This window comes from Arenimonas sp. MALMAid1274 (assembly GCF_049195245.1).
Classification (GTDB): domain Bacteria; phylum Pseudomonadota; class Gammaproteobacteria; order Xanthomonadales; family Xanthomonadaceae; genus Arenimonas.
This window is the reverse complement of record NZ_JBMIRR010000023.1, coordinates 299,085-310,947: the sequence shown is the minus strand read 5'-3', so window position 1 is coordinate 310,947 and position 11,863 is coordinate 299,085. Positions and strand designations below refer to the sequence as shown.

Sequence of the window (11,863 nt, the reverse complement as noted above, 5' to 3'; positions counted from 1 at the left end):
GTCTGTGCGTAGGCCGCATGCCCCAGGCTCAGTCCCAGGTAGTGCGACCAGATCGCCTGGTAGATCAGGCCCGCAAAACCCGATGCCACGAACAGCGCCAGCAGCGCCCGCTCCAATCCGACCTGCCTGACCGTCATCCGTTCCCCTTTCCGTACTCGACCAGCTCCTGGCCCCGCAGATTACCGTAATCAGCCCGCGCGCCCGGCGACCGCACAAAATGTGATCGCCATCACACTGGTGGTGGGGCACAAAGTGACGTTGTGTGTCAGTTCCTGCCCGCCGCCGGGAAATTGTGGCCCGTGTCCCGATTTGGTGTGGCGTTGCGTTGGTAACTGGGCCTATATTCCGGCCTGTGGCAGCCCCTCGCGGGTTGGCACAGTTGATGCATCGATGTCATGGCACGTGCTTCGGCACGGCTACCCAAGGACGGGAATTCCGTTCGAACACGTGACAACCACTTGTCCACCCTAGGGGATTTACCCAAATGAAGAACATCCAGAAAGGTTTCACCCTGATCGAGCTGATGATCGTGGTCGCGATCATTGCCATCCTGGCCGCCATCGCGCTGCCGGCGTATCAGGACTACATCGCCCGTTCGCAGGTCACCTCCGGCCTGGCCGACATCCGTGGCGGCGTGACCGCGTTCGAAGAGCTCATCAACCGTGGTTCGACCGGCGCCACCAACGCCGCCGCGATCGGCCTGAACTCCAAGACCGCGCGCTGCAGCAGCCTGGTTGCCGCTGGTGCGTACACCGCGACCTCGGGCCAGACGATCACCTGCACCCTGGCCGGCAACCCGAAGGTCGTGGGCAAGACCGTCGTGCTGACCCGCAACGCCTCGGGCGCCTGGAACTGCACCACCACGCTGCCGGCGGCCGACAAGTCCAAGTACAACCCGGGCGGTTGCGCCTGATATTGCGTCACGTGTGACGAAACAGGGGTGGCTCGCCACCCCTGTTTCTTTTGGGGACGTATCCCCCGGCAGGCCGCCCGCATCTCCGATGCCACGCATGCGGTTGCCGCGCGATTCCATCGACAGGAGCCCGCGCATGCGCCCTGAGACTGGATTCACCCTGATCGAAGTGATGATCGTGGTCGCCATCGTCGCCATCCTGGCCGCGATCGCATTGCCTGCCTACCAGAACTACAACATCCGCGCCCAGGTAACCGCCGGGCTGGCGGACATCACAGGCGGCAAAAGCCTGTTCGAGTCCCAGGTCGTTGCCAACAACTCCAGCTCATTCGTGATCGCCGACATCGGCCTGCGCTCGCCCACGCCACGCTGCAGCTCCATTACGATGAATCCTTCCGGATCGGCCGGCTTCATCCAGTGCACGCTGGCAGGCAATCCGAACATCAATGGCAAGACCGTGCGGCTCCAGAGAAACGCCAGCGGCCTGTGGCGCTGCGTCACCAGCGTGACCCAGACCCAGTTCCGTCCGGAAGGTTGCGAATAGCTTTACAGCGATACCCCCAAGCCCCAAGGTATCGGCTCGGGCGCGTGCCCGTAGTCCCCGGTGCAGCCCCATGCTTTCGTCGCGCATACTCAAGCCCCTTCTGCCCCTCCTGCTGTTCTGCGGAGCGTTGCTGGTCTACCTCCCCGGACTGGGCGGGGGCTTCCTGTTCGACGACTACGCCAACATCGTCACCAATCCCCATATCCAGATGGAAACCCTGGACGGGGAAAGCCTGGCCCGGGCCGCCCGGGCGTATGAGCCCGGCGCTTACGGCCGCCCGCTGGCAACGATCAGTTTCGCCATCGATCACTATTTCGGCGGCAAGAATCCGCTGGCATACAAGCTGAGCAGCCTTGCGGTCCACCTGCTCAACACCTTCCTGGTCTTCTGGCTGGTCCAACGCTTGCTGTCGCTTCCTCGCGCGCAGGTCGCCGGTGCCTGGCATCCCTGGGCCGCGATGGCCATTGCCGGCTTCTGGGCCGTGCATCCCCTGCAGGTTTCAACGGTGCTGTACGTCGTCCAACGCATGGAGACTCTTGTAACGTTGTTCATGCTGTTGGGCCTGCTTGCGTACACGCGGGGCCGGGTGAACCAGATCCGCGGCGCCACGGGCTGGCCGTGGCTGGCGCTCGCCGCCCTCAGCGGCGCGGTGGGCATGCTGGCCAAGGAGTCGGCGATCCTGCTGCCGCTCTTTACCCTCGCACTGGAACTGACCCTGCTGCGATTCGAAGGCAATTCCGCGCGTTTCTCGCAGCGCCTGAAGTGGGTCTACGGCGTCGGCGCGGCCATCGCACTGGTGTTGTTCTTCGGTTGGCTCGTCCCTCGTTATGCAACCCCGGACTCGTTCGATGGCCGCGGCTTCAGCATGGGCGAAAGGCTGCTGAGCCAGCTCCGCATCCTTCCCATGTACCTGGGACAAATGCTGCTCCCGCTGCCCGGCAGCCTTACCTTCTACTACGACGATTTTGCCAAGTCGACCGGGTTGTTCTCGCCCTGGACCACCGCCGCCGGCGCGGTCGTGCTGCTGGCGCTGCTTGTTTCAGCCTGGCGGCTTCGCGACCGCCTGCCGCTTTATTCGCTCGGCGTGATGTGGTTCTTCGCGTCGCATGCCCTGACCAGCAATGTGCTCAATCTGGAGCTGATATTCGAGCACCGCAACTATTTTGCCCTGCTGGGCTTCCTGCTGGCCGGCGCCGATCTGGTGAGGCGGATCCCGATGCGGGACGGCCCTGCCCTGAAGATATTCGGCGTGGCGGTCGTGCTGGTGCTGTTTGGCGTGCTTGGCGCGATCCGTTCGGCGACCTGGGGAAACCCCTTGCTGTTGGCGACCGACCTGGTTGCGAAGAATCCCGACTCTCCGCGCGCCAGCAATGACCTGGCGACCATCTACGTGGACATGGCCGATGGCAATCCGGACTCGCCCTTCTATGGCATGGGCGCGGAGGAGTTCAAGCGCAGTTCGCGCCTTCCGAACGCCTCTCCGCTGCCGGAGCAGGGACTGTTGCTGATGGCCGCAACGATGGGCGCCGAGGCCGACCCTGCCTGGTGGGACAGCCTCATCGCGAAGGTCCGGACGCAGCCACTCGGCCCCGAGCAGCTGCTTGCCGTCAATGGCCTGATGGAGCAGTACCACAACGACCTGCCGCTGGATCCGGCGCGCCTGGGCGAGGCCTATCTGGCCCTGCTCGAACGGGCGAAGTGGCCTGGCCACATGTATGCATCGTTCGGGGACTTCGTCCTAAATGAACTCGACGACGAGGAGCTGGCGGACCGCATGTTCGTCCAGGCCGTGTCCGTCGATCCTGCGGACGACCAGTTCGCGGCCCTCGTACTGGCCAACCTGATCGCCGAGGATCGCCCCCGGCAGGCTGCGGCAGTGCGACTGAGGATGAAGGAGCTGGGTCACATCAAGCCCTGAAGCACGCTCGCACCGGGCGGCCCAGCCTCAGTAAACTCAACCTCCAACATCCCGATCCGGAATCACGCCGTGTCCAGCAAATCCATTCGCACTCCGAGCGACCTGGCCATCCATGGTGCGGCACCGGCATTCGCGTCGCCCGTCCATGTGGGCCGCCCGAACACCGGAGGACGCGAGCGGTTCATGGTGCTCGCCGCGGAAATGTTCGAACGGGGCTGGCTGACCAACAATGGTCCGATGGTGCAGGAGCTGGAGCGCCGGATCTGTGACCAGCTGGGAGTGAAGCATTGCATCGCCATGTGCAACGGCACCATCGCGCTTGAAATCGCGGTGCGTGCGCTGGGCATGCAGGGCGAGGTGATCATCCCGTCGTGGACCTTTGTTGCCACCGCGCACTGCCTTTACTGGCAAGGCATCACCCCCGTCTTCGCCGATGTCGACCCGGCCACGCACAACCTTGATCCCGCTTCCGTGCGCCGCATGATCACGCCGCGCACCAGCGGCATCATCGGCGTGCACGTCTGGGGTCGGCCAGCGCCCGTCTCCGACCTGCAGGACATCGCGGACGAGCATGGCCTGGCCTTGATGTTCGACGCCTCCCATGCCTTCGGATGCTCGCACCAGGGCCGCAGCATCGGCTCGTTCGGGCGTGCCGAAGTGTTCAGTTTCCACGCCACCAAGTGGTTCAACACCTTCGAAGGCGGGGCCGTCACCACCAATGACGACGAGCTGGCGGAGAAGATGCGCCTGATGCGCAACTTCGGATTCGTGCATTTCGACAAGGTCATCCATCCGGGGACCAATGGCAAGATGCCCGAGGTTTGTGCCGCGATGGGACTGGCGAACCTGGACGCGATGGAAACGGTGCTGGCCTCCAACCGGGCCCACTACGAGCACTACCGCAGGGCACTGGCCGATATCCCGGGGGTACGGCTGGTCGCCTACGCGGAGCAGGAACGCAACAACCACCACTATGTCGTCGCCGAGCTGGACGAGGCGTTTCCGGTCCGGCGCGACCAGGTAGTGGCAACCCTGCACGCCGAAAACATCCTGGCGCGAAAGTACTTCTGGCCCGGATGCCACCGGATGAAGCCGTACGCGGACCTGTTCCCCCACGCCGGCCTGGTGCTGCCGGTAACCGCGGCTGTTTCCGAACGCGTCGTGGTGCTTCCTTCCGGAACCACACTGCCGGGCGGCACGGTGGACACCATAGGCGACGTCCTGCGGGTGCTGGCGCAAGGCACCTGACATGAAGGTGGCGGTCATGCAGCCGTACTTCTTCCCGTACATCGGCTACTTCCAGCTCATGCACGCGGTTGACTGCTTCGTGTTCTACGACGATGCGCAGTACATGAAGGGCGGCTGGGTAAACCGTAACCGGATACTGCTCGACGGTGCCCCGCGATGGTGGACCTACGCGGTGGCGCACGATGACTACCGTCTGCCGATAGCCAGCCGGCGCTACGATCGCAGCCCGTCCCGGGACCGGTCCCTGCTCGACAAGCTCCAAACTTCATACCGGCACGCGCCGCACTATGCCGCAGCGATGGCGACGGTCGCAGGCGCGCTCGAGGGCGACGAGGCGCGCGTGTCTGCGCTCAACGAGCAGCTTCTGCGGCGGACGGCGGCGGGCCTGGACATCGGTTGCCGTTTCGTCCGCTCTTCCGAGGTCGTTCAAGACCGCTCGCTGTCGGGCGAGGCGCGCGTGATCGAGCTCTGCCGCCGCCTCGGCGCAACTCAGTACATCAATGCCATAGGCGGCCGTGCGCTCTACCACCAGAACGAGTTCGCGTTGGCCGGCCTGGAACTGGCCTTCCTGCAGCCCAGGCCGTTGGCCTACGCCCAGTTCGACCATGCGCACGTGCCTTTCCTGTCCATCGTCGACGTGCTGATGTTCAATCCGCCCACCGGGGCGAGGGCCATGCTCGGCGCCTTCGACATCGTTGCACCGCTGCAATGAGACACCCGGACGACAAGGGGGTCGGAGGCTACTTTTCCCTCGAGCGCGCAACGGCACGGCCGGCGCGGCCGACCCCATGGCCCGCGGACGCCCTGCGCGTACAGTCGGCCCGCGCAGCGATCACGGCGGTGATGCGGGCCTCAGGCAGCCGGCATGTCTGGGTACCGCATTTCATCTGCGGGGCGGTGCGGGATGCACTGTCCGCGGCCGGGGTGGTCGCCAGGCCCTACCCGCTCAGCGATCTGCGTGGTGTTCCGGAAGACCTGCCGGTCGACGACGCGGACTGGGTGCTGTGCGTCGACTATTTTGGACAATCTGCACGCGCCTGCGACCAGGCGATCGCACGGTTCGGGCCGCGAAGGGTGCTGGTGGACGCGTCGCAGGCGCTGTTCCACCGGGCAAGGCCGGGTGCAAGCACCGTCTACTCGCCCCGCAAGTTCAGCGGTGTCCCCGACGGCGGCATCCTGGTTACACCGCTCAGGGTCGCACCGCCGGCACTCGCCGACGAGCCGGCGTCGTTGCACCGCACCCGCCACCTGCACAGCCGGGCGGCCGGCAATGTCGCGCAGGGCTACCTGCAGTATCAGGAAGCCGAAAGATCCCTGAAGGACTGCCGCCCCCAGGCAATGTCGCGTACAACCCGCGGGATCCTGGACAAAATCGACTGGCACGAGGTCGCGGATCGCCGCACTGGCAACCATCGCATTCTGGCAGACGCGCTGGCACAGGCCGGCATCGAGGTCCACGCATTGCCTGCCGGCTCGGTGCCGCTGTGCTGCGCCGTCCCGTGCAAACGGGCGGTGGATCTGCGGGAAAAGCTGGCATCCGAGGGGGTGTTCACGGCAATGTACTGGCCGGACGCGGACGTTCCCGGGGGAGACCGGGTCGGGCAGGCCCTGCGGGACAGTACGCTTTACCTGCCCTGCGACCAGCGCTACGACGCGGCCGATATGCTGGACCTGTCACGGGTGTTGCTGCGCCACTGGGGAGACCAATGAACATCGAAGGAAAACGCGTCCAGCTTCGCGCCATCGAGCCAGGCGATCTCCCCCAGCTCCAGAAATGGTCGAACGACCCCTCCCTGCAGCGACTCCTGGGCGGCTGGCATTTCCCTACGAGCGGGCGCGACCAGCAAGCTTGGCTGGCCTCGCTCTCATGCAACTCCGCAGACCAGCGCTTCGCGGTGGACGCGATCGGCGGGGGCTTGATCGGCAGCGCGAACCTGGTCTCGATCGACTGGAAGAACCGCACCGCGTTCCACGGCATGTACATCGGCGATCCCGCGGTGCGCGGCCAGGGCCTGGGCATGGACACCATCATGGCGATGATGCGCTATGCCTTCGACGAACTCGGGCTGGCCCGTCTCGACACCGACATCATCGAGTACAACGAGGCGTCACTTGGCATCTATACCGGCAAGTGCGGCTGGCAGGTCGAAGGCGTCAAGAAGGATGCCTATTTCCGCGGCGGCAGGCACTGGAGCAAGTTCGTGCTGGGCATCACGGCAAGCCAGTACCGGGAACTGCTTGCCACGTCGGCGTACTGGGACTGACCGTGGACATCGCCACATTCCGCCGGGAAATGGCTACCGAAGGTTATGCGCTGTTCCCCGAGCAGGTGCCCGGGAGCCTCCTGCAGCGACTGCGACTGGACATCCCGATCCATTTCCGCAAGTGCGAGGCGATACAGCGCAGGACCGGGGTCGGCGGAGAACCCGGCGGCGTTGCGCACCACGTCCTCGGCGAGCGCGATAGCCTGGATGAGTTCCTGGCCATGCTCTTTCTGGACGACTACCTGCAGGACTACTTCGCCGGAAAGTACATCCTCAATTCCTTCGGCGCCGTCGACAACCTGCGCGACGCGACCGCGCGCTACGAGCATGGGCACCGCTTCCACCGCGACGTACGCACGTATTCGGGCGATTTCCGGCTGATGGTCAACATGCTGGTCATGGTGGACAGCTTTACCCCCGAGAACGGCGCGACCCGCCTGGTGCCGGGCAGCCATCGATCGCCCGAGCGGCCAACGGAGCCCGAGCTCGAAGCGCGCGCGGTTCGCGCGGTGGGCCAGGCCGGAGGCATCGTGCTGTTCGACTCGAACCTGTGGCACGCCGCCGCCCCCAACCTGACGCAGGGGCCTCGAAAAGCACTCACGCTCACCTTCAGCCGACCGTTCGTGAAGCCGCAGATGGACTATCCGCGCCTGCTCGGCGAGGACTTCACCGATGACCCCGGGGTGCGCCAGGTCCTGGGCTACAACGCGCGGGTGCCCAAGGACCACGAGCAGTGGTACCAGCCTCCGGAACGAAGGATGTACAAGCCAGGCCAAGGCTGAGGAATGAACATGCGCAACTACGACAAGGAATTCCAGGACAACGAGCGCCGGAAGTACGCCTATGGTTTCGACGGCGTGGTCAGGTCGTACCTGATGCGGACGCTTTCGCCGTTCCTGCGGAGGTCGGGCAAGGCACTGGAGATTGGCTGCTTCGATGGCAGCTCGACCCTGTCACTAGTCGAACACTTCGACGACCTCTCGGTGCTGGAGGCCTCCGGCGAACTGATCGAGGCAGCGCGGGCGCGGGTGCCGCCTTCGGTGTCGTTCATCCATGGCCGAATCGAGGATGCTCGGCTCGAGTCCGTCTACGATTCGATCTTCCTGGTGCATACGCTGGAGCACCTGGACGACCCGGTGCAGTGCCTGGCACGTATCGGCGACTGGCTCACCAACGAGGGACGACTGTTCGTGGTCGTCCCCAACGCGCAGGCGGCATCGCGGCAGATTGCGGTTCGCATGGGCCTTATCGAGACAAACCATGCCGTCACCGACGGCGAAAGATTGCACGGACATCGATGCACATACAGCTTCGACACGCTGGAGCACGATGTCCGGAGCGCCGGCCTGCGGGTGGAATCGCGCGGCGGGGTGATGTTCAAGCCCTTTGCGAACTTCCAGTTCGACCAGCTTATCGGACAGGGCATCATCGACCACGGCTACCTGGAGGGCTGCTATGCGCTCGGCATGCAGTATCCCGAGCTGACCGCCAGCATATACCTGGTGTGCCGACGCGGCTGATCGCTACGGGTTGTCGGCGTACAGCACCGATTCCCACTGGATCGGCGAGTGGTGGCCGAACGAAAGGCGATAACCGGGGTTGATTTCCTTGATGCGCCGGGCCAGAACCCACAGGTCATCGGCCTTGTGGTACGCCGATATCGCCAGGCGCGGCTTGAAGCGCGCGATGGACTGGGCACCGCCGTTGAGGGCAGCCAGTTCGCTGCCCTCGATGTCCATCTTGATGAAGTCCAGGCGATCCAGGCCTTGGCGCATGCAGTAGTCATCGATGGTCGTGGACGAAAACTGGTCGATGGGTATGGCGCCGGGCTCGATGTGACCGCTGTCCGCCCTGGCGCCGACGGCGTTGTGCACGGTGTCGCCCACCGCAAGTGTGTTGACATGCAGCAAAGGGGCAAGCGACGGATTCAGCTGGCCTTGCAGCTGGCAGAAGCGGCCATGCAGGGGAACCGGGTCAAACAGGTGCACCTGGCCACTTGCGCCGACCATGCTCGCGAACACCAGCGAAACCTCGCCGATGCAGGCGCCGCAGTCGATCACCACGTCTCCCTCGCGCGGACCCAGGTCCACTCCATTGCGATGCGGCAGGTACTGCCTGAACCCGTTGAGCAGATCCAACTGCAGCCGCGTGGTGATCACCCTGACCGGCATTCCGCCGTTGGCCGGCTGCACGGTGAAAACCATCAGCGGCAGGCCAAGGTACTCCGAAGGCAGCGCCGGATCGCGGAACGGCTCCTCGGCAACCACGCTCAGCAATTCCTCGAAATCCATCCGGGGGAAGTAGTGCTTTCGATGGTCGGTCACCTTGAGCACAAGATGCTCGTCGAACATCAGCCGGCTGACGTCATCGCTGAACATCAGCCGGGTGCTCCATAGCTGCTCCGCGTTGTCCCTCAGCCACTGCACGGAGATCGGCCTGGCCTTGCCCAGGCCGAGCCGGAACAGCAGGTTCTTGGCATGCCTTCTCGCGTCGATGAACCTCCCGCTGGGCCTTGAATGGAACCAGCGCCAATCGAAGTCGCGGTCCCGGCGCGCGGCGGCACCATGCCGGGCGTAGAACCCTGAACGATCCTGGATGCTCTCCAGCCAGTTCAGCATCGGTGTAGGCATTGCTTGCTCCTGTGGGATCTTGGCCGCAACCGGGCAGCCGTCATTGGCGCACCGGCCTTACTCACGATGTTTTCCTGCCGCCCCGCCAGGCGAAGGCAAGGATCATGACCAGTTCGGCGCAGTACAGCGCGGCTACCGCGCCGTCTGCCCCCAGCTCAGGAATCCAGTGGAGGTTCAGCGCCAGCAGCAGCACCATGCCGCCTGACTCGATGGCCAGCCGCAGGCCCTGGCGGTCGGACGTGGTGAGCCGGGTCCCCAGGTACTGGTGGGCGGCGAAGATCATTATCCAGGGCGCGAGCATAACCATATAGCGGCTCGAGCCCGAATAGCCCGGACCAAAGACCATCGGCAGCAGCGGCGCGGACACCAGCGCGAGGGCCGTCGCCAGGATCGCATAGCCCACCAGCGTTCGCTGGATGGCGCGACGCAGGACCGGTTCGGCCGGGCCGCCTGCGCTGGTCAGCAGCCTGGGAATGGCCGATGCCACCAGGGCGGTCACCGGCAACACGAACAGCGCGACGGCGCGGAAGGCGACGGTGTAGGCCCCGGCGGTGGCGGCATCCACCACCTGGAGCAGGATGACCTTGTCGAGTTCCAGGTAGCTCACCCCCACCAGCGTTCCAAACGCATGGCTCATGCCCACCCGCGCCGCGGACAGCATCGGCAGCCTTTCCTGCCATTGGGGCCGCGCCCCGATGCGCGCCATCAGCAGGAACGCGGCCGCCGCGCCTAGCAACGATCCGCAAAGATGTGCCGCCGCCACGGCGTCCGGACTGGGATGCCCCCCAGACGCCATCCAGGCGCCCACGCTCGACAGCCGCCCAGCGGGCACGAGCATGGTGGCCACCGTCGCCGCCCAACCCTTGTCCACCGCCAAGGCCAGGCCCGCTGCGGTGTTCGCCATCGGCAAGGCCACCAGCTCGGCGATCGCCAGCATCAGCATCGCCGAAGTTGAAACCCGGTGATCGAGCAATCCCGCCGAGGCGAGCATCACCAGCGATACGAGCACGATGCCCGACAAGGCAATCTGGTTCAGCGCCGTCGCCCACATGGCACCCCGGGCCGTTGCGTCCAGGCCCACGTTGCGGGCAATGAGGAAGGACACGCCCCAGCCAGCCAGGGGGCTGAGGATCACCGCCGCGGCCACCGATCCGGCGAAATAGCCGTAGCCCTCCGGCCCCATCCAGCGGGACAGGAGAACCAGATAGGCGGCCTGGATGACCGCACGCGCGCCCATGCCGCCGGCATACAGCACCGTGTTCTGTCCCAGTCGCCCGACCCGGTAGCGCTTCGTGAACCCGTCCGGTCCCGTCATCGCTGGCCCTCCCGGCGCCTGCGCGCACGCGGCAGCCGCAGCGCCAGCGTCTCCCATCCCGCCCGCAGGCCGCCCAGGATTCCGAAGTGGCGCCACAGGTCCGAAACGGCCTCGCGAAATGCCGCCAGGTCGCGACCCTTAAGCGCCCACAGGGCCATGCCGACGGCCAACTCCCAGCGATATGCCTGCGGATAGTCGGCGCGATCCGCGAAAAAGCGGCGGGCGTCGCTGTCGAACTGCAGTGAGGATCGCAGGAAGCTGATCTTGGATGCCACCCCGGAGCGCAACAGCGATCCGGGACTTTCCCGGTAAACCGCCGCCACTTCGGGCCAGTACGCCACGGACCATCGCGACGTCAGGTAGGCATTGATCACCGTGTCCTCGAACCGATAGGCGGGTCGGGAAATCGCGGCGGCCTTGTAGGCTTCCAAGGCCGATCGCCGCACCATCAACGTGCAGGTACGCAGGATTCGGCCGAAATAGAACGCATGGAAGAGGTCACCCTGCAGGTGCCGCAGCGGGAGTCTCGCGTGTTCGGAGTGCTCCGGGCGATGCTGCCAGGCACCCGTCGCGTCGCGACGACTGCGCACCCAGTCCGCGTGGACCATCGCGGCCTGCGGATTCTCCTGCAGAAGCCGCGCCTGAGCCGCCAGCTTGCCCGGGTGACACCAGTAGTCGTCGCCTTCGCAGAACGCGAGCAGACTGCCGCGCGCCGCGGCGATGACGCGGGCATGGTTGGCCGCGGGTCCGACGTTGTGTGCGGACGTGATGACCCGGACGAGATTCGGGAAGCGCCGCTGGAAGTCCAGGGCGATTTCACGGGTGCGATCGCTGGAGCAGTCCTCGCCGATCACCAGCTCGAATCCGTCCGCATACTCCTGGCCGACGATTCCCTCGATCGCCGCGCCTATCCATGCCTCGTGGTTGTAGGCGACCATCAGCACGCTCACCACCGGCGCAGCCGGCAGCCGCGACGGATCCGAAACCTCAAGAATCTCGCTGGTGGCCACGTGCGCCTCTGTGCCCGAGCC

Annotated in this window: 12 protein-coding genes; 9 read left to right on the top strand and 3 right to left on the bottom strand. The window is 65.4% G+C overall.

Annotation, left to right across the window (positions count from 1 at the left end; translation table 11 throughout):
* The first annotated feature begins 484 nt into the window (after positions 1 to 484).
* From ACOQFR_RS04890 to ACOQFR_RS04850, 9 genes are all read left to right on the top strand, one after another.
* Positions 485 to 913 (top strand): pilin, encoded by a 429-nt coding sequence (locus tag ACOQFR_RS04890; RefSeq protein WP_421379148.1) that lies wholly within the window; start codon positions 485 to 487, stop codon positions 911 to 913.
* A 136-nt stretch (positions 914 to 1,049) separates the two neighbouring features.
* Positions 1,050 to 1,457, top strand: coding sequence for a pilin (locus tag ACOQFR_RS04885; protein ID WP_421379146.1), 408 nt, complete (start codon positions 1,050 to 1,052; stop codon positions 1,455 to 1,457).
* 70 nt (positions 1,458 to 1,527) lie between these two features.
* Positions 1,528 to 3,375, top strand: coding sequence for an ArnT family glycosyltransferase (locus tag ACOQFR_RS04880; RefSeq protein WP_421379144.1), 1,848 nt, complete (start codon positions 1,528 to 1,530; stop codon positions 3,373 to 3,375).
* Positions 3,376 to 3,444: 69 nt separating this feature from the next.
* On the top strand, positions 3,445 to 4,623 hold the full coding sequence (locus ACOQFR_RS04875; RefSeq protein ID WP_421379142.1) for a DegT/DnrJ/EryC1/StrS family aminotransferase: 1,179 nt from the start codon (positions 3,445 to 3,447) through the stop codon (positions 4,621 to 4,623).
* Position 4,624: 1 nt separating this feature from the next.
* The gene (locus tag ACOQFR_RS04870) at positions 4,625 to 5,335 is read left to right on the top strand and encodes a WbqC family protein (protein WP_421379140.1); all 711 of its coding nucleotides are present in this window, start codon (positions 4,625 to 4,627) and stop codon (positions 5,333 to 5,335) included.
* A complete protein-coding gene (locus ACOQFR_RS04865) occupies positions 5,332 to 6,333 on the top strand; it encodes a hypothetical protein (protein ID WP_421379137.1) in 1,002 nt (333 codons plus the stop codon). The genes ACOQFR_RS04870 and ACOQFR_RS04865 overlap by 4 nt, the downstream gene beginning before the upstream one ends.
* Positions 6,330 to 6,887, top strand: coding sequence for a GNAT family N-acetyltransferase (locus ACOQFR_RS04860; protein WP_421379135.1), 558 nt, complete (start codon positions 6,330 to 6,332; stop codon positions 6,885 to 6,887). Before ACOQFR_RS04865 ends, ACOQFR_RS04860 begins: the two co-directional genes overlap by 4 nt.
* 2 nt (positions 6,888 to 6,889) lie before the next feature.
* Positions 6,890 to 7,669, top strand: a complete 780-nt coding sequence (locus ACOQFR_RS04855) for a phytanoyl-CoA dioxygenase family protein (RefSeq protein WP_421379133.1) — start codon at positions 6,890 to 6,892, stop codon at positions 7,667 to 7,669.
* A 9-nt stretch (positions 7,670 to 7,678) separates the two neighbouring features.
* Positions 7,679 to 8,407 (top strand): class I SAM-dependent methyltransferase, encoded by a 729-nt coding sequence (locus ACOQFR_RS04850; RefSeq protein WP_421379131.1) that lies wholly within the window; start codon positions 7,679 to 7,681, stop codon positions 8,405 to 8,407.
* Positions 8,408 to 8,410: 3 nt separating this feature from the next.
* Here the strand turns inward: ACOQFR_RS04850 and ACOQFR_RS04845 are convergent, their stop codons facing one another.
* From ACOQFR_RS04845 to ACOQFR_RS04835, 3 genes are all read right to left on the bottom strand, one after another.
* Positions 8,411 to 9,505, bottom strand: a complete 1,095-nt coding sequence (locus ACOQFR_RS04845; protein ID WP_421379129.1) for an FkbM family methyltransferase — start codon at positions 9,503 to 9,505, stop codon at positions 8,411 to 8,413.
* Positions 9,506 to 9,578: 73 nt separating this feature from the next.
* On the bottom strand, positions 9,579 to 10,832 hold the full coding sequence (locus ACOQFR_RS04840) for a lipopolysaccharide biosynthesis protein (RefSeq protein WP_421379127.1): 1,254 nt from the start codon (positions 10,830 to 10,832) through the stop codon (positions 9,579 to 9,581).
* Positions 10,829 to 11,842: a glycosyltransferase family 2 protein gene (locus tag ACOQFR_RS04835; protein WP_421379125.1), complete on the bottom strand. Its 1,014-nt coding sequence runs from the start codon at positions 11,840 to 11,842 to the stop codon at positions 10,829 to 10,831. The genes ACOQFR_RS04840 and ACOQFR_RS04835 overlap by 4 nt, the downstream gene beginning before the upstream one ends.
* Positions 11,843 to 11,863: the final 21 nt, after the last annotated feature.